Annotated in this window: 21 protein-coding genes and 1 pseudogene; 15 read left to right on the top strand and 7 right to left on the bottom strand. The window is 35.6% G+C overall.

The window, feature by feature from the left end; genetic code table 11:
• The first annotated feature begins 1 nt into the window (after position 1).
• The gene (locus tag M3234_RS21955) at positions 2 to 892 is read left to right on the top strand and encodes a TIGR03943 family putative permease subunit (protein ID WP_262306756.1); all 891 of its coding nucleotides are present in this window, start codon (positions 2 to 4) and stop codon (positions 890 to 892) included.
• 350 nt (positions 893 to 1,242) lie between these two features.
• Positions 1,243 to 1,371: a DUF1980 domain-containing protein gene (locus M3234_RS21950; protein WP_262306755.1), complete on the top strand. Its 129-nt coding sequence runs from the start codon at positions 1,243 to 1,245 to the stop codon at positions 1,369 to 1,371.
• 63 nt (positions 1,372 to 1,434) lie between these two features.
• On the opposite strand, the gene M3234_RS21945 is transcribed toward M3234_RS21950, so the two are convergent.
• Both M3234_RS21945 and M3234_RS21940 read right to left on the bottom strand, forming a co-directional pair.
• Positions 1,435 to 2,004 carry a LysE family translocator gene (locus M3234_RS21945; protein WP_285858607.1) on the bottom strand — a complete coding sequence of 190 codons (570 nt, stop codon included), beginning with the start codon at positions 2,002 to 2,004 and terminating at the stop codon, positions 1,435 to 1,437.
• A gap of 129 nt (positions 2,005 to 2,133) precedes the next feature.
• A complete protein-coding gene (locus tag M3234_RS21940; protein WP_262306879.1) occupies positions 2,134 to 2,571 on the bottom strand; it encodes a GNAT family N-acetyltransferase in 438 nt (145 codons plus the stop codon).
• Positions 2,572 to 2,901: 330 nt separating this feature from the next.
• On the opposite strand from M3234_RS21940, the gene M3234_RS21935 reads away from it, so the two are divergent.
• Complete coding sequence (locus M3234_RS21935) at positions 2,902 to 4,152, top strand: ATP-binding protein (protein WP_262306753.1); 1,251 nt, start codon at positions 2,902 to 2,904, stop codon at positions 4,150 to 4,152.
• Between the two features lie 285 nt (positions 4,153 to 4,437).
• On the opposite strand, the gene M3234_RS21930 is transcribed toward M3234_RS21935, so the two are convergent.
• Complete coding sequence (locus tag M3234_RS21930; protein WP_262306752.1) at positions 4,438 to 4,617, bottom strand: hypothetical protein; 180 nt, start codon at positions 4,615 to 4,617, stop codon at positions 4,438 to 4,440.
• A 592-nt stretch (positions 4,618 to 5,209) separates the two neighbouring features.
• Between M3234_RS21930 and M3234_RS21925 the strand changes: the two genes are divergently transcribed.
• A complete protein-coding gene (locus M3234_RS21925; RefSeq protein ID WP_262306751.1) occupies positions 5,210 to 5,419 on the top strand; it encodes a helix-turn-helix transcriptional regulator in 210 nt (69 codons plus the stop codon).
• On the top strand, positions 5,416 to 5,847 hold the full coding sequence (locus M3234_RS21920) for a hypothetical protein (protein WP_262306750.1): 432 nt from the start codon (positions 5,416 to 5,418) through the stop codon (positions 5,845 to 5,847). Before M3234_RS21925 ends, M3234_RS21920 begins: the two co-directional genes overlap by 4 nt.
• A gap of 102 nt (positions 5,848 to 5,949) precedes the next feature.
• On the opposite strand, the gene M3234_RS21915 is transcribed toward M3234_RS21920, so the two are convergent.
• A complete protein-coding gene (locus M3234_RS21915) occupies positions 5,950 to 6,717 on the bottom strand; it encodes a SurA N-terminal domain-containing protein (RefSeq protein ID WP_262306749.1) in 768 nt (255 codons plus the stop codon).
• Between the two features lie 223 nt (positions 6,718 to 6,940).
• Positions 6,941 to 7,330, bottom strand: a complete 390-nt coding sequence (locus M3234_RS21910; protein ID WP_285858590.1) for a VOC family protein — start codon at positions 7,328 to 7,330, stop codon at positions 6,941 to 6,943.
• A 402-nt stretch (positions 7,331 to 7,732) separates the two neighbouring features.
• On the opposite strand from M3234_RS21910, the gene M3234_RS21905 reads away from it, so the two are divergent.
• Positions 7,733 to 9,649 carry an FUSC family protein gene (locus tag M3234_RS21905; protein WP_262306747.1) on the top strand — a complete coding sequence of 639 codons (1,917 nt, stop codon included), beginning with the start codon at positions 7,733 to 7,735 and terminating at the stop codon, positions 9,647 to 9,649.
• A gap of 156 nt (positions 9,650 to 9,805) precedes the next feature.
• Positions 9,806 to 9,916, top strand: a pseudogene (locus M3234_RS21900) (phenazine biosynthesis protein); the annotation flags it as partial.
• A 112-nt stretch (positions 9,917 to 10,028) separates the two neighbouring features.
• Here M3234_RS21900 and M3234_RS21895 read toward each other — a convergent pair.
• On the bottom strand, positions 10,029 to 10,790 hold the full coding sequence (locus M3234_RS21895; protein WP_262306878.1) for a putative protein N(5)-glutamine methyltransferase: 762 nt from the start codon (positions 10,788 to 10,790) through the stop codon (positions 10,029 to 10,031).
• Between the two features lie 256 nt (positions 10,791 to 11,046).
• On the opposite strand from M3234_RS21895, the gene M3234_RS21890 reads away from it, so the two are divergent.
• A complete protein-coding gene (locus M3234_RS21890; RefSeq protein WP_262306746.1) occupies positions 11,047 to 11,514 on the top strand; it encodes a cupin domain-containing protein in 468 nt (155 codons plus the stop codon).
• 1,195 nt (positions 11,515 to 12,709) lie between these two features.
• On the opposite strand, the gene M3234_RS21885 is transcribed toward M3234_RS21890, so the two are convergent.
• Complete coding sequence (locus tag M3234_RS21885; RefSeq protein WP_262306745.1) at positions 12,710 to 12,976, bottom strand: MazG-like family protein; 267 nt, start codon at positions 12,974 to 12,976, stop codon at positions 12,710 to 12,712.
• A gap of 97 nt (positions 12,977 to 13,073) precedes the next feature.
• On the opposite strand from M3234_RS21885, the gene M3234_RS21880 reads away from it, so the two are divergent.
• From M3234_RS21880 to M3234_RS21850, 7 genes are all read left to right on the top strand, one after another.
• Positions 13,074 to 13,655, top strand: a complete 582-nt coding sequence (locus M3234_RS21880) for an LOG family protein (RefSeq protein ID WP_262306744.1) — start codon at positions 13,074 to 13,076, stop codon at positions 13,653 to 13,655.
• A gap of 164 nt (positions 13,656 to 13,819) precedes the next feature.
• On the top strand, positions 13,820 to 14,014 hold the full coding sequence (locus M3234_RS21875; protein WP_262306743.1) for a hypothetical protein: 195 nt from the start codon (positions 13,820 to 13,822) through the stop codon (positions 14,012 to 14,014).
• Between the two features lie 734 nt (positions 14,015 to 14,748).
• Positions 14,749 to 15,003: a hypothetical protein gene (locus M3234_RS21870; protein ID WP_262306742.1), complete on the top strand. Its 255-nt coding sequence runs from the start codon at positions 14,749 to 14,751 to the stop codon at positions 15,001 to 15,003.
• Positions 15,004 to 15,006: 3 nt separating this feature from the next.
• Positions 15,007 to 15,522, top strand: coding sequence for a GrpB family protein (locus M3234_RS21865; RefSeq protein ID WP_262306741.1), 516 nt, complete (start codon positions 15,007 to 15,009; stop codon positions 15,520 to 15,522).
• A gap of 166 nt (positions 15,523 to 15,688) precedes the next feature.
• Positions 15,689 to 16,852 carry an FUSC family protein gene (locus tag M3234_RS21860; protein WP_262306740.1) on the top strand — a complete coding sequence of 388 codons (1,164 nt, stop codon included), beginning with the start codon at positions 15,689 to 15,691 and terminating at the stop codon, positions 16,850 to 16,852.
• A 137-nt stretch (positions 16,853 to 16,989) separates the two neighbouring features.
• Entirely contained in the window at positions 16,990 to 17,388 is a 399-nt protein-coding gene (locus M3234_RS21855; protein WP_262306739.1) for a VOC family protein, read from the top strand.
• A 238-nt stretch (positions 17,389 to 17,626) separates the two neighbouring features.
• Positions 17,627 to 18,018, top strand: a 392-nt coding sequence (locus M3234_RS21850; protein WP_262306738.1) for a helix-turn-helix domain-containing protein, incomplete at its 3' end; no start/stop codon positions are given.

Here is an 18,018-nt window from a genome sequence, read left to right as displayed (position 1 = left end):
AATGTTTAGGGTTATCATTTTATTATTGTTTACAAACTTATTTTTTAATCTGCACCTTTCAGGGAACATTTCAAAATACATTAACATGAAATACGCTTACTTCTCTAAGAGCATGATTGTGGTGCTATTTCTGTTGACGATTGCCGAAGGAATCAGATGGTATTTAGCTGAAAAGAAGCAACAACATGAGGAACACATTGGTTGTGAGTGCCATCATGACCATGATCACGAACACCACCATGAAGTTCACAAAATCAAAGAATCCAAAGGAAAAAAGCTAAAAAGATTCCTATCCTACTCGTTTGTATTAGTACCTGCCCTTACAGGTGTTCTGCTACCTGTGGCCACTCTGAATTCACAATTAGTGGATGCTAAAGGGTTTCAATTCCCTACGCTAGAGGATGGAAATAACAAATACGGTATGCACCAAGTTCTTAATCCTGATATGAGCCAATTTATCGGACAAGATGCCTTCTTAGATTTAGTTCGTAAGGAATCCAAGACATACAAAATCAAAGACGAGATCATCTTAACCGATGATGATTATTTGAAAGCATTAGAGGTTATTTATAATTATTCTGGGGATTTTGTAGGAAAAACGGTCACTTTAAAAGGTTTCACTTATAACGGTCCCGAGTTAAACAATAATCAAATCTTTTTACTTCGCTTTGGGATTATCCATTGTATAGCAGACTCTGGAGCATTTGGCATGATGATTCAATTCCCTAACGACATTGAGATTCCAAATGACCAATGGTACCAGGTGACGGGAAAACTCGACACCGTCTATTATCCACCAATGAAAGCAAAAATTCCTGTAATAAAAGTGACGAGCTATAAAACCATCGGTAAACCTAAAGACCCTTATGTTTATCGAAACAGTTTTAATTAATAATAGGCTATTTATTACGGTATACCAAGGAAGGACCTCAGGGGTCCTTCCTTTTTTGCTATTTTATTACCGGCAAACTCTAATACTTATCAAAATTTGAACATGATGGCTGAAATAAAAGAATTCATATTTTCATTTTTTGAGTCCATAACAGAGGAAAATATTAATCAAAAAGATGACTACTTCAGCATTATGCACAAGAATTTAGAAACGCTTAAGGTAGCATTAAATGAGTAATAAGGGCGGCAATCCCTGACCTTGATGGACAGGGATTGCTATCCTTAAACATTCATAATCAAATCAAAAGTTTTAATAGATTATATGGATAACACTTTTTTGGGGCGGTTTTTATGATACCAATTTTTCGTAACGATATCATAGACTTTACAGGAATGATCATAATCGCTTATCTAGTCATTGTTTTTCCGTTAATTACCGGGTTCCTCCTTCCTTCCAAGGTGCTTGATGCCTCTATGTAATAACGGAGGATTCATTATACAAAAAAAGAGTAGCTCTGGACTACTCCTTGCCTGCATAAACTTTTATTTTTGGCTAAAAGCCATTTTTAATCCTATAAGTGCGAACAGAGACCCCTGAATAAAGTTAATCTTTTTAGATGCTGTCGGATTTTTCCGGAGGAAATACCCTACTTTTCCAGCAAATATACTTATTAAGGTGAAGATGATGAAAGTTTGGACTAGAAATAGAATTCCATAAACTAGCATTTGAATGGGAACATTTCCATCATCATAATTGATAAACTGCGGAAAAAATGCCAAGAAAAACAAAGAAACTTTTGGATTTAAAAGATTCATGATGATGCCTTTTTTGTATAGGGATTTATAGTTTAAAGAGTCCTCGGCTTCTAGGTTTACGGTTGAGCCTTTTTCTTTAAAAGACTTATAGGCTAAGAATAACAAATATGCGGCTCCTGCATATTTTACTAGGGTGAACGCTAAAGTGGAATGATAAATGACCGCTGATATACCCACTGTCGCAGCAGTGATATGAACTAGTAATCCAGTGCAAAGTCCAAGTGTCGTAAAAATTCCTGCATTTTTCCCTTTTGCTATACTTTGTGCCAAAGTGAATAAGTTATCTGGTCCAGGCATAAGGGTAAGAACTATAGCTGCACTCAAAAAGGATATCACAGATAGAAAGTCCACATTTCTCCCCCTCAGATCTCATTATGTTTGATATTAATTTTAACGCAAACATAAGTTCAGAAATAAGTTAGTTTCTTATAACTGCAAACTCATAGTAATTGTCTTAATACTAAATCCTAATTTTTCGTACAGCTTAATTGCTTGATTCCCTGCAAATACACTTAGACGAATTTCTGAGTATCCCTCTTGTTCTAGATGGTCAATACCAGCTTTCATTAACAGCTTGGAAATCCCATTTCCTCTAAATTCTTCTATAACAAATAGTTCGTAAATAAATCCATTCTTCCTATCCGTAAAATGGTCCTTGCTTGTGCCTATAAGAATCCAGCCCCTTAATTGATCGTTTTCTGTTGCTATTAAATAATAGCTTCCCTTTTCTAGTAAGGGTTTAACAAGTTGGTCAATTTTTTCTTTCGTAGGTTCTACTTCACCTAATGTACCATCAAAAACAGCTTGCGGCGAAAGAGAAAATACCTTTTTTAGTTCAAAATCATTAGGTTTTCTAATATCCATTAATTGAATCATTCCTTTAATTTCCTTTTATTCAGTTTAGCATAATATCCCAATAATTCTCCCCTAAAGGCGATTATGAACTTTATTGTTTGTGAACCATAACACTAAATTAACGGGGGCAATAGTTAAAAGACAGCTTCCATTATTGGTGGCTGTTCTTATTTGGACAAATCATGATAAATTAAAGTTATAATATGGATAAATAACTAATACTTTAAGTTTTTAATTAAAGAATTGATGTTTATGGAACAGTTATAAAAATAATAAACCTGATGATCGACCTTATATTGCAGTATTTAGATATAGAATAGAAAATGAAAGGTAACGCAGATGAATATAATAAAGGATTTTTTACTGCAACTAACACTTATAGTCATACCCATATTTATTTACTTTACATTTATTACAGAGAGGGTAAATAGTGATAAAAATAGAAAAGTGATCATGTCCATTTTGTGGGGAATATCCATATTTTTTTGCATGTCATTTCCAGTGAGCTTTGGTGAAAATGCTCGTTTGGATTTAAGAATTATTCCTCTATTATTTGGGAGCCTATACGGCAAATTTAGCTCAGCCATCTTCCTATCAGCTTTTATCATAGTTTATCGACTTTATTTTGGAATCAGTATCGGATTTTACAATACCGTCCTTGTCCTATTATTATCACTGCCTGTTATCCTTTATTTTCAAAAAGCATTTGCAGGTTCAAACAAAAATAAAAGAGTTAAAATTGCGGTTGGTCTTGCCTTTTACTATTGTCTAATTGGACTTACTTCTTTTGGTGTTTTAAGAGGTTTTTCTCTAGATTATCTTAAAGTGCAGATGATTCAGCTTATTTTTGTAGTGGTAGTTACTTGGTTCTTAACTATACTAAATGAAGCGATCAGTGATATTCACCAGCTGCGATTAGAGTTGCAAAACTCGGAGAAATTACGGGTTATTAGTGAGTTAACAAGTGTTTTCGCACATGAAATTAGAAATCCCATGCAAGTTACTCGCGGCTTTCTGCAACTTCTAAACGAGCCAGATTTGTCCAATGAGAAGAAGGAATATATCCAAATATCCATTGATGAATTGGATCGTGCAAATGAGATTATTAATGATTTTTTATCTTTTGGAAAACCCTCAGTAAATAACAACGAAAGAATCGAAGTAGGTTCTCAGTTACAACGTGTAGTAAAAATCATTCAAAGTTACAGCCGGAGCCATAATGTTGAGATTAAAACAGACCTTTTTGAAAACTGTTGGATCTATGGAAATTCTCAAAAATTGAACCAGTGTTTAATTAATATTTTGAAAAATGCCATAGAGTCTATGCCGAATGGTGGAATTGTTTGGGTTATATGTACTTCAACTAATGATGGATTCATAAAGATCATCATTAAGGACCAAGGAATTGGTATGACACGAATGCAAATGGATAGGCTTGGATCTCCGTTTTATTCCTTAAAGGAAAATGGGACAGGACTAGGGATGATGGTTAGTTTTCAAATTATCCGTTCTTTCAAAGGTAAAGTACAAGTGAACAGTGAAAAGAATATGGGTACAGAATTTATTATTCTTTTACCCCAGATAAACTAAACTGTTATAAAAATGAAATCATAAAATACCGCTTTACATTTTAATGTTCCACCAATAAACAACAAAGGTCCTTAAAAGGACCTTTTAAAACACATTAATAGTAGCAAGCACAACCAACAATTATTAAGAAACAGCCACCAAAAATGGCAGCTAAATTGTAAATCCTAGTAACTGAGACTACTAAATATGACAATCAAACTAATCCCATTTGCTTTCATTCATATTATTGATTAGCTGTTTAACCAATTTTGAAATTATTTTTTTCGTCTTGATACTAAAATTTGCTTAAACATTCAAACCATCTCTAACAGCAACCATGATGGAATGGATAGCCGCCATACCCGTGATGGAATGGGTAACCGCCAAATCCATGATGGAATGGGTAGCCTCCATATCCCATAGCGTAACCAGGATATCCTCCATAACCCATACCATAACCAGGATATCCTCCATAACCCATACCATAACCAGGATATCCTCCATACCCCATACCATAACCCATACCGCTTCCAAAGAATTGTCTTTCCATTTTATATCTCCTCCTCAAATTGTTTCAAAAATAGTGTATGTATCCATGTTTACGGAGGAATAGACATTTGCCTATTTTTAAACTTTTCTTCATTGTCCTTATAGCAAGGGTCTAGAATTTTACTTCCTTCTTGTTACATTAAACAGGACCGATTGCAGGCCCCTGCATCCCGGAGGCCCATTTCTCTGCAGAGCCATCGTGTGATGTGGGCGCTAATCCACGAAGGATTAACGCTTCTTTTTATTGATGAAGATGGCAAGTTGGTGGAAAAAGCAGGGTAATCCTGTTCACCCGCGAATTGACGAAAAGTAACATCAATGTTCATACTATTTCTCCCTCATGCTCGACATTTAATGTTTAAGAAAATATATTCTACCAAGTGGCTATCATTCCCTTCCTTTGTTATCTGTTTTCGCCAAGTAACGGAATGGCCTAAACATGCTTTTCTTTCGCTTCTATTCAAATGTAACATATATATTGCATTATGCAATATATATGTTACACTCAGTTTAAGGGGGGAAACAACATTTGGAGAATAAAGTGAAGATTGCTCGTACTCAAGTAAATTTGACACAACAACAACTGGCAGATAAGGTAGGTGTCACTCGCCAAACGATTAGTTTGATTGAGAAGGGAAAATATAATCCTACCCTGAAGTTGTGTCTGGATATTTGTTATGCAGTGAATAAAACATTAGATGAAGTATTTTGGTTAGAAAGGGAGAATGATGATAAATGAAAAAAATCACAGATGAACGTTTAGTATTACAAAATTTAAAAAACATTCGCATTGCCTATATCATTCAAACTATTGGTATTCTCGGAATTTTAGGATATGACTTAGTTACAAAAGGGTTAGACGGAATGAGAGAAAATCCCCTATGGTTTGTATTTATGATAACCACAGTTATTTCCGCCTATTTATCAATGAATATTAGTGCAGACCAGGAAAGCAATAAAACTAACCCGCAAAAGAGTCTAACAATATCACTGGTTGTCCTTATTTTAATTTCAACGGTGGTTGGATTCTTTGTATCAATCACTGATGGCTTTACGATCGTCAATGGGGGAATTTTTGGAGGAATCCTATTTATTTGCGGTCTTATTCCAATAATCTACATTTATAATCTACGAATCAAACGACAAGATGAAAATATCGAAGAATAACTAGGAAACCTTCCCAACTTAAACTCCGTGGTAAAGAGTTTCATCTGAAGGGGCATTTTTTGTCAGAGGCCCCTTCAACTGTTCATTTTTATGTGTGCCGTCTTAGATCTTAATATCAATCTTCGCATTTTTCTTTAACTCTTCAACCTGCTGAACGAGTTTTTCCTGCTGTTTTTGCTGTTGAAGAGATTGTTGGATTTGCGGTTTTACATCTTCAAGCTTTGGAACTTCTTGTCCAGCACTCTTTCCTTGTTCCACATATTGATCATACGTTTTTTGAATTTCTTCATCGGTGATTTCACCAGCCGGTATTTCTTTCTCAAAATACTGATTAAGTTTAATCTCATCAGCTATTTGAGATTTAAGATTCTTCATATCCATGCCGGATTTTTGAAGAGCGGCTTCGAATTCTTTGTCTGTTTTAAACTGTTTTTTTATTCCGTCCAGCTGTTTATTAATATCTTCCTCTGTAACTTTATAGTTTTTTTTATCTGCCTCTTGAAGAAGAAGAGTTTGTCCAACTAAGCTGTCAATGGTTTGGTTTTTCGCTTGCTCTACAGCTTCTTTAGACGTCGGGTCTTGTCCCATTTGCAGCATTTGTCCTTGTATAGATGATAAAACGCTATTATAGTCGCTTCCTAAAATTTCTTTATCATTCACTAAGGCAACAGTTTTCTTTTCATCTATTTGCTGTGCTTTTAATTTCTTTTGCATTTCTTCCATTTGCTTTTGCTGTTCCTTCTGCTGAGCGGTTTCCGCTGTTTTTGCTTTATCATCCTTTTTAGCTTCTTTACTTGCTTCATTTCCTCCGCATGCAGCTAAAACAACGACCATTAGGCCGGTTATAAATGTAAACATCATTTTTTTCATAATCGATCTCCTTCCTTAAGCTAGAAGTATAAATTTCTCCTAAAAAAAGCATCTAGTGCGAATTATAAAGTTAATCTGATGAAAAAGAAACAGTATGCGCTCTTTTTTAATATTTATAACAGGATTGAAATATTAGAAAAGAGCCTAAAACAGGCAAGTTTTTACGCAATACTTGCCTGTTTCGGCTCTTTTCCATCACAAAACCATTCCCCTTAAATCGTTCTTAGTTATTACAGATCATTAACACATTTCCATCCAAATCTTTAAAGTTAAAATAGGCAAAGTCACCAATCCGCTCTATTTCCTTCACAATCGTAATTCCTCTATCTTTCAAAAATTGATACGCTTCATCAATATCATGGACATAGAAGTTGAATAAAACATGCTCCGATGGGTTTAACGTAAAACCTGGGTCAAAAGTGTGATCATCCAAGGTCAATCCGGTTTCAGAGGTAACAGGGATATTGTGAACAGGAGATTCAACCTGATCCTCATTAAAAGGGATTCCCAGTAAGTCACAATACCATTCTACTGATTTTTTGAGGTCACTCACATGGATAAACACGTTGTTCACCTTACTGGCAATTGGAGAAGCAATCGAAGCCACAAACATACCACCTTCACTTTTAATTATTCCATAATTTTACTATAACACAGAAATCTTGCATATATGGCTTTATAATAGAGCTAATGATGAAACCTAATCCAAAAATGACATTCAACTCGTGCCCATTTTACTTTATAATCATTACTAGCATTGAAGAAAACAGAGAAAAGGCTGAAGACTTTGCATAACCGGAAAACCTCCGCTTAAATACCCCGAAACGAGCTCCATTCTGCATTTAACGGAAAAATCTCCGCCTATTTTACTTTTACTAGTTATGAAGCGTGTTATGGAAATAAGTTGTGAATGGATAAACGATGGTGAATGAAGGAAACTCTATTTGTAGGAGAAGTTTTTATAAAAAAACATTTAATTTAATCCGGTTTTTCTTTAGAAAGAAGTGATTTCGTTTTGGTAAAAAGAAAAAACGTTGAAGCCTTATCTATATTGAAACAGGCTTTAACGGTTAACAGGAAGCCTTTTCCATGGGTAAAGGCCTTTTCCGCTGGATTAGCTGCAAGTCTTCCCGTTATGATCGGATTGCTCTTCGGTCATTTGGAGTATGGATTGCTTGCTGGCTTAGGCGGCTTTACCTATTTGTACACGTTTACTATTCCCTATGCACAGCTGGCTAAAAAGTTATTTGCTGTGGTCATCGGCATGACTTTGGTGACTGTTTTAGGAACGCTTGCCGCTCCTTACCCCCTAGCCATCGCTATTTTAATGGGGCTAATCGGGGCCACAGTCCTGTTTATTTTTGGAGCCTTACAAATTGTAGGGCCATCTGCCATTTTTTTTGTTTTGGTTTTTGCGATGGTTTCAGGAATGCCGGCTGATCCGGGACTTGCTCCTTTACGGGCGCTTTTCGTCTTCCTTGGAGGGAGTCTATCATGGGTCATTGCCATGGCAGGCTGGTTCTTTAACCCTTATGGTGCAGAAGAAGGAGTCGTAAAAAGAGTGTATATCGAGTTAGCGAATTTTATGGACTCTGTAGGTACAAACCATTTTAATGAATCAAGACACAATGTGATGTCTGTATTAAGGGAGGCAGATGAGACCCTTACGGCAGGGTATATTCCATGGCGAGAAACGGAGTTATTTAAACGGTTATATCTATTAAATCATACTGCGAATAATCTATTTATGTACATCACCGATTATTTTATGGATGCTCAGGAAAAATTACCACAGGAATTAGGACAAACGGTAAGGCAGCTTGCCCATTCGTTTGATAAGAAACATAAAGGTGTTTATGAAAAAATTCTTCAGCCTAGTGAAATGGATGATCAGGTACGTCAGTTATTTTCAAAAGTGTATGACGCAGATGCGATCATGAATGAACCGACTTCAGTAATTAATCAATCTATCCAACTATCCAAATTATCTCTAATGACAATATTGGGCGGGGCTTTTGATAAAAACTCCACCGTTTTTATCACGTCCTTACGTTTTGGTTTAATGACAATCATTGCTGCCATCATCGCCTTCCAGTTAGAATTGACACGTTCTTATTGGGTTCCTTTATCCTGTGTAGCGGTCATGTCAGGTGCAACCATAGTTGCCACATTTCATCGTGCTATTCAAAGAGGGATTGGGACAGTCATTGGAATTATTATAGCTAGTTTGATCCTAACACTGGAGCCATCCGGGTATATTATCGTCTTATTTATACTTATATTGACATTTATTACAGAACTTTTTATTGTGAAAAATTATGGTCTGGCCGCACTGTTTTTTACTCCGAATGCTCTACTAATGGCTGAAAGTACATCGGCTGTTCACTTTAGCTTTGCTTATTTTGCTTCAGCGAGAATTTTAGATGTCATAATCGGGAGCGTGATTGGTTTAATCGGGGTTTGGTTGATTGGAAGAAAGTCTGCATCCAGCCGAATTCCGCATTTTATTGAAAAAACAATCCGGAGTCAGGCACAATTGTTATTGGTTCTTTTCTCTGAACAGGGAAAAGACTTTAAACCAAGAAAAAGTAAGGAATTGAGAAAGATGCAGATAAATGTAACCAATTTAAAAACATTATTTCATACAGCTTTGGGTGAAATTCCGATACAACGTGAATCCTTAGATTATTTTTGGCCCATTGTATTTTCGATAGAGCATTTAGCTTATCTCTTGGAGGATTGTTCAAAAGAGGAGAGCCGTCCCACTCTTTCCGATCACGTACTTGCACAATTACTTTACACTTGTGAAATGATGGCAAACTCAGCAAATCTCCAACGTTCAGGATCACACAAAGTCATTCCGGAAATAAAAGGATATCCAACGATAACGAAAGAATTAATGAGTTTACAGAATTCGATCTATCATGCTTAGGAAGGTTTATTGCAGATAGTCGTTCACAAGTTCGAACTTTCTCTTTCAGTTTATAAAAGCGTTTATGCCAATACAAAAGAAAGACCTCTTAAGTTAATGAAGAGCAGAGATGGTATTTATTTAAAATATTACAGTCAAAGGTGGGCCATAGAAATAATGGGGAAAATTCATTTTTCAATTGTGGATGTTTTTTCACAAGGAAAATATACAGGAAATCAACTTGCTGTTTTTAAGAATGCTGAAAACCTTTCAGATGATAAAGTGAAATTATAGTATATGTAGGAGGAAAAGTAGAAAAAATGGCCCAGGGCGAATGGTTTCTATAATTAATCATCTTCCCTTTTATTTAGCGACAAAGATACTTATTTTATAGTTGCTCTTAGCCAGACTTTGTTCCGATTACAACTGTTGCATCCAATTCTTCCTCTCTAATAATTCGGGCCATTAGTCCTACCTTCACAAATATTTCAGCGGTTTTATCACCCTGCCTTTCACTCGTCTCTATTAATAGATGACCTCCCGGAACGAGCCAGTGGGGAGCATCTTCCGCTACTAGACGATGAAGGTCTAGTCCATCCTTTCCCCCGTCAAGTGACACGGCTGGTTCATATAAACGCGACTCTCTTGGAAGGAGTTCTAATGAGTCGGCAGGAACATAAGGTGCGTTAGCCACGATCATGTTCAATTTACCTTTCAAAGAATGAGGTAATGCATCATATAAATCACCTTGATAAACGTGGCCACCAATCTTAGTTACGTTTCTAGAAGCACATTGAACAGCAATAGGATCAATATCAACGGCGTGTAAGAAAATTTTACTAAGCCCGGTTGCTATTGCTGCACCAACAGCACCAGATCCGCAGCATAAATCCAAAACATGATCATATGGGCTGGCTAAAATTTTTGCTTGCTGAACCAAAAACTCCGTTCGGCGCCGAGGTATGAACACTCCTTGTTCTACTTCTATTCGTAGACCACAAAACCGGGTAAACCCAAGCACGTATTCAAGCGGGAACCCACTTATTCGTTTTTCCACCATATTTATTAAGTGTTCTAAACTTCTAGCCTCAGTGATCAGGAACTGTGTTTCTTCTTCAGCGAAGACACACCCCTCATTTCGCAGCCTGTTGATTATGCTTATTTTAGTTTTATGATCTAAAAATAAATTGATTTTCTGTCCTATTAATCTCACCCCTTCCTTAAATCACAGTTATTATCACTTTTTTTATTCTAGAAATAATGTAAAATGTCCTTCTTACTAAACTGCACCAATAGCTCAATAAAAAATGCGATCTAGTTAATGTAGAAACGTCTCAATTAAAAGTTCAAGGAGAATAAGGGTTTATCAGAAAGCATATTATTATTCCGAGGTTAATATTCTGGGGGAGGTCGAAAGTTTGGATACACCATTTTTTCGTCAGGTATCGGAGGAAAACACAATTTTGTTTTTAGGAAACAAAGTTTCTGTCTTAGTTAGCGGAGAGGATACAAATGGCAAGTATGCGACTTTTTTAACGGAGGAAAGAAAAGGGTTTGAACCCCCACCACACACTCATATGAAAGAAGATGAAACTTTTTACATTCTAGAAGGTCAAATAACTTACTTTATAGCTGATACTGTGATTCACGCCACTCCAGGAACGTATGTATATGCTCCTAAAGGGATTAAACATACCTTTAAAGTTAACACCGATACAGCAAAAGTATTACTGACTGTCTACCCTTCTGGATTCGAGCAGTTTATTAACGAACTTAGTGAACCTCTACCTCAACAATTACCTCCAGTCCCAGATGGTCCACCTAGCCCTGAAGAAATTGAAACCTTGACTTCGATTGCAGCGAAATACGGGATATTGATGAAATAAAGAAGAATGTTGCGTTCCAGTGGCAATAGCCTCATTTAGTGAAAGCTGCTGTTACTAATCCAAGTGGGAAGCAGGATTTTAAAATATTAAAAGGAATTCAACTACCTCAATAATATAAATTTTACGAAAAGCGAAGGATGCGTTGATCCACGAAGGATTAACGCTTCTTTTTGTTAATGTGCTGGGCACGTTAGCAGGACAAAGCAGGAAATAAATAGTAGGATGTGCAATATAGTAAAGGAAAGAATTTTGCTGTTCTAGGCAGGTGAGGTTATATGTCAAAATATATTAGTATCTTCTTCTTAACAGTTATGGTCAGTGTCATTCTCTTTTTCACATTTAGTTTCGTATTTATGGCTGGAGGCAATCCAGCAGAAGAAGCAGTTTACACAATGGGAGCAATCATGATCCTTCTCCTTTCGTTGTTAGTTTCACAACTTTACTATCTTATAGATTTGATAAAGAAGAAATTGTAGCAACCATGGCCGGTTCCCCCGGCTTTTTTTGTACTTCATCGAACCGTTCAACTAGCTTAAACCATAGAAAGAAAGCTTTTATATAGTATAATAAAACCTTATTTTGAGTATGTGTTTGTTACACTAAAGCTACCCGTTAGCTTAATAAAGAACCTCTCAAGATTATTTAAAATTACTCGGAATTTTAACGAGAACATAATTTTCAGTCCACATTTGAGTGGTGGCAATTAATCTTTTTCCGTCTTTTTCAAAGAACAGACCAGCACCACCTTTTTCTTTAAATTCCCATCCATTTGAGACAACCATTTGTTTAATATTTTCGTCAGCAATCGAAATACCTTTATTCTCACTACTTGTGATATACCAAATAAAATCCCCTTCTACTGCAATTTCAACTATTTTACTATCCGATTCTTTTAGTTTATAAATTGCTTCTTTTGCTGATAAATTCTCTATTGGGAGAGAGGGTTAGTATAATTTATTTTCAAATATGATCACACCATAGTATAAATCCAACTTTTTTCATCTAATTACCCCTTTATTAATGCAATAATTCTACACTAAGTCTAACTATCCCTGTTAAACTATTCTCCCTGAATAAAAGAAGCGTTATCTTATTGTTTATCATTTTTTATTTCCTTTGTTAATTCTGGTAAAAACAATTTTTATTCATGAGAGTAACGCTTTGAGAGTTTCTCCTTATGAGAATTAAACACTTCTTATAAAGAAATGTTATATTTATTGGCAATTACAATTACGTTGCCTAATACATCTCCTAACTCTTCTACCAAAGCCTTTCTATTGTTCATAAATGAATCTGTTACTTCGTCTGGTCTATCCCTGCCAATTTCAAGAGCTCTTATGGCTCGTGCTACTTCTCCAGTTTCCTCCGCTAAAAAACCAATACGAATGAAAATGTCTAATTCAGACCAGCCTCTATTTTCATAATAATTATTTACCCATTTTTGAAATTCAGTTACATCCATTTCTTACCACCCCTTTAATTTCATTACCATAAAGTTTAACAAACCATCAATACTTTTGTATAATATAATCGCTGAATTCGCTAGGGGGGCGGTCATAATGAAAAGCATAGCTGTATTTTGTGGTTCCAGTGTTGGAGCATCTAATGTGTATATAGAAAATGCCAAAGAGTTTGGCAAAGAACTAGCCAAACGTGATATTACACTTGTTTATGGTGGAGCAAGTGTTGGTGTTATGGGAGCAGTTGCGGATGCTGTCTTAGATGAAGGTGGACAAGTCATTGGAATTATGCCTACTTTTTTAGAGCAGAGAGAAATATCGCATAAAAGATTATCCCAGCTGATAGTTGTCGATTCTATGCATGAGAGAAAGGCTAAAATGGCAGAACTTGCAGATGGCTTTGTTGCTTTACCAGGTGGGCCAGGAACATTAGAAGAATTCTTTGAAATTTTTACATGGGCTCAATTAGGACTTCATCAAAAACCATGTGGTCTTCTAAACATTAATCATTACTTCGATCCTCTCGTTGAACTTTTTAATCATATGATTAAGGAACAATTTTTACACGAAAAGTACCGTTCTATGGCACTTGTAGATATTGAACCAAGTCGATTACTTGAAAAGTTTGATTCTTATGAACCACCAACCATAAAAACTTATATTAATGAAAAACAGATTTAAAAGCCAACAAAAAACCGATTCTAATACCCAAAATATCTAACTGTCGCACCCGTTTAGCTAAAGTACATTTCTTCACAATAGAATTGAACTGTGCACTAATTTTTATATGGGTATTATTACCTAATGTGGTAAAATAGACTTAACTGCTATATTGAGGTGATAAAATGAGTACCAAAGAATTAGTAACTTGCAAATCATGTGGAAGTAATTCATTTACAACAGGTCAAGTAAAAAATAGCCATGCGAAAGTCTATCCTGTTGACAAAATAATAAGTATGGGTTCTTCCCTTATTTATACATTTTGCAAGGATTGTGGGGATGTCTCATCAATTAAAGTTGAAGATACCAGCAAATTTTAATCAAACGATTTTTAGTATTCACAAGGCATCTATAAAGATGCCTTTATTAATCAGCCATACATTTATGGAACTCAATATTTGTCAACTATTGGCTTTGCAAATGTGAATTTTGGTTTATGCCCCTTTTTTTGTCAAATTTGCTAAACAACATTTAGATATGGTCGATAATACTTAATGTGTCTTGCTACTCTCCTTTAGCAAGAACCTAGTATTATTTCGCAAGAGAGCTGTTCTTTTTTTAAATAATAATGTTGTTTTATTAAAATTAGTAAGAGGCTTTTTAATTACTGTGGTAAAATTATACTATGTTGAGAAATTTTAGGGGGATAATACGATGGGTGATATCGTTTGGGGTAGTCCAGCTAGTTTGTTTTGTTTAGGTTTTTTCTTAGCTGGGTTGGGAATTTTTATTAAACTATCAAGAAATGCCAAATAATATTGGTAATTTAATGATAATGATAAAAGTATTAAATAGCAGTCAATTTTGGCTGCTATTTTTCTATAATCTAAAAATCGATAAACTTTAACAGAGCCTATCTAAAAAATAAATTTAGAAAATGCGAAAGAATATTCAAAGAAGAATAGGAGTTAAGAGAAATTCAACCACAACAATGGTATAAAGCCTACGAAGAGTAATTTTTAATATTAATGTGCCGGTGCGTTGATCCATGAAGGATTACCGCTTCTTTTTGTTGAAGTAAATGGCAAGTTGGTGGAGAGGCAGGAAATAAATATTGGACGTACAATATATTAAAGAGAAAAGAAGTCGTTTAGATGACGAACCTTTTCATTTTCGCGTGACAAAGGATAATACAGTCTTCCTCGATTATTATGGCAGACAGGTAAAAATCTTAAAAGGATCAGAAGCAGAGAAATTTTTAAAGAGAATGAAAGCTGCTGAAAATACGATGGAAGAACAATTAATAATGGCAAAGATAACTGGAAATTTCAAAAGGGGTAATGAACGAAAAACGGAAGGAAGCCAATAATAAATGACAAAACCGATTGTGAAACTTACTGAATATAACCCAGACTGGGAAACACAATTTGAAAATGAGAATAATAGAATTGTTGATGTTTTAGGCAATAAAATTGTTGGGATTGAACATATTGGAAGCACTTCAATAAGGGGATTAGCGGCGAAACCAATCATTGACATTATGGTAGGTGTGCGAGATTTAGACGAAGTATCTGATTTTGTTCGTCCTTTAAGTGATATTGAGTATGAATATGTTCCTAAACCTGAATTTAAGGATCGAATATTTTTTAGAAAGGGGTTATGGGGACAGGGCACTTGTCATCTGCATGTCTGTGAATTTAACGGCATGGAGTGGGTAGAAAAGTTATTGTTTCGTAATTATTTAAGGCTACACCCTCAAGCAGCAGAAGAGTATGCTTCTTTAAAAAAAGAACTTGCATCTACATATCAGTACGATCGACCAACCTATACAAAGAAAAAAGAACCGTTTATTAAGGCTATTATAGACAATGCCAGGAAGGAATTTTAAACTCCACGAGTTCACAAAAAAGAAGATGAATCTCTATAAAATGTTCATCTTCTTTTTTGTGAAGGGGCCTTTGTCCACGGCCCCTTGAACTATTCATTTTTGTGTGCAACATCTTATATTAAATCAACACGCAAATACTTTATTTATGTACATCATCGAGTATTTTATGGATGCGCAGGAAAAATTGCCACAGGAGTTAGGACAGACAGTAAGGCAGCTTGCATATTCGTTTGATAAGAAAAATAAAGGAGTTTATGAAAAGATTCTTCAGCCTAGTGAAATGGATCATAAGGTACGGCAGTTATTTGCAAAAGTGTATGACGCAGATGCGATCATGAATGAACCGATTACAAAAATTAATGCATCAATCCAACCATCCAAATTATCTCTAAAGACACTATTGGGCGGGGCTTTTGATAAAAACTCCACCGTTTTTATCACGTCCTTACGTTTTGGTATTATGACCATCATTGCTGCCATTATCGCCTTCCAGTTAGAATTGGCACGTTCTTATTGGGTTCCGTTATCCTGTGTAGCGGTCATGTCAGGTGCTACCTTAGTAGCCACACATCATCGTGCGATTCAAAGAGGGATTGGGACGGTCATTGGCATTATCATTGCTAGTTTGGTCCTTGCACTGGACCCATCCGGATATATTATCGTCTTCTTTATCCTTCTATTGACATTTATAACAGAGCTTTTTATTGTGAAAAATTATGGTTTGGCCGCACTGTTTTTTACCCCGAATGCGCTTCTAATGGCTGAAAGTACATCGGTCGGTAATTTTAGCTTTGCTTATTTTGCTTCAGCGAGAATTTTAGATGTCGTGATTGGGAGCGTAATTGGTTTAATCGGTGTTTGGTTGATTGGGAGAAAGTCTGCATCCAGCCGGATTCCGCATTTTATTGAAAAAACAATCCGGAGTCAAGCTCAATTCTTATTGGTTCTTTTCTCTGAACAGGGAAAAGGCTTTAATCCAAGAAAAAGCAAGGAATTGAGAAAGATGCAGATTAATGCAACCAATTTAAAAACATTATTTAATACAGCTATGGGTGAAATTCCAATCCAACGTGAATCCTTGGATTACTTTTGGCCCATTGTATTTTCTATCGAGCATTTAGCATATCTCTTGGAGGATTGTTCAAAAGAGGAAAGCCGTCCCATTCTTTCCGATCAAGTACTTGCACAATTACTTTACGCTTGTGAAATGATGGCAACCTCAGCAAGTCTTCAACGTTCATCCTTACAAAAAGTCATTCCGGAAATAAAAGGATATCCAACGATCACGAAAGAATTAATGATTTTACAGAATTCGATCTATCATGCTTAGGAAGGTTTATTGCAGCTGCCTCATTTAGTAACTCGAAAAATTCCCATTCACGGATTGAATTATTTTTGATGTCATGCCATTATTAAATTTAAGTCAACTTATAAATGGTCATTCTATTAATGAAAGAGATGATGATAATGAAAAAAGTTACACCATTCTTAATGTTTCAAGATGGCAAAGCTGAAGAAGCGATGAATTATTACATATCAATCATGGACGATTCAGAAATTACAAGTATTATTCGTTATGGAGCGAATCAAGCGGGGGACGAAGGAACGGTCATGAAAGCTACTTTTTCCTTAAAAGGACAAGAATTTATGTGCATTGACAGTAATGTGAAGCATCAGTTTTCCTTTACTCCTTCATTTTCAATATATGTTACTTGTGATACTGAGGAAGAAATTAACAACCTTTATGAGAGTCTTATCGAGGGTGGACAAGCACTTATGCCAATTGGTGATTATGGTTTTAGCCGAAGGTTTGGCTGGCTAAATGACCGGTTTGGTGTTTCGTGGCAACTGAATCTTCCTATGTGAAAGTCTTAATTTTTCTTAACAAATCGGTCATCCGCGGGGGTACAAATTAATGTGTACTCCCTTAGATTTAACGAAGAATTAGGCTTATGATTTTTCACAAACGCAACCGATTGTTAAAGTGGAACACTTCACAAATTAACTTAATTAAAAAATGCTTTACCCCCTCATTGATATGCTCCCTATAAGGTAGACAGATGAAATAATAAAAATCTGTTTACTTTATTAGGGGGCTTTTTCTATGGCAAAAAGAGCTTACTCAGCACAGGAAAAATATGAGTTAATTGTGGCGTTTGAGGATAGACAAACCTCGATTAAAGACTTCTGTCGGCAATTCAATATTTCTAAAGTAACGGTTAAAGAATGGATTTCACTATTTGAGAAATATGGAATGGATGGACTTCAAGATTCCAGTGGATGGAAACGGTACTCCAGAGAGGTAAAAACGGCTGCCGTTCTTGATTATCTTTCAGGGAATTATACTCAGTCAGAGATTGTACGTAAATATGAAATATCCAGTAGATCAGTGTTGAGAAAGTGGATAAAGAATTATAATGGTCATAGAGAATTAAAAGACACGCAAAGGATGAATAACTCTATGATCAAAGGTCGATCCACTTCACTTGAAGAACG

This window comes from Neobacillus niacini, assembly GCF_023715785.1.
In the GTDB taxonomy this organism is placed as follows: Bacteria; Bacillota; Bacilli; order Bacillales; family Cytobacillaceae; genus Neobacillus; species Neobacillus niacini_E.
This window is presented reverse-complemented; position numbering and strand designations above follow the sequence as displayed.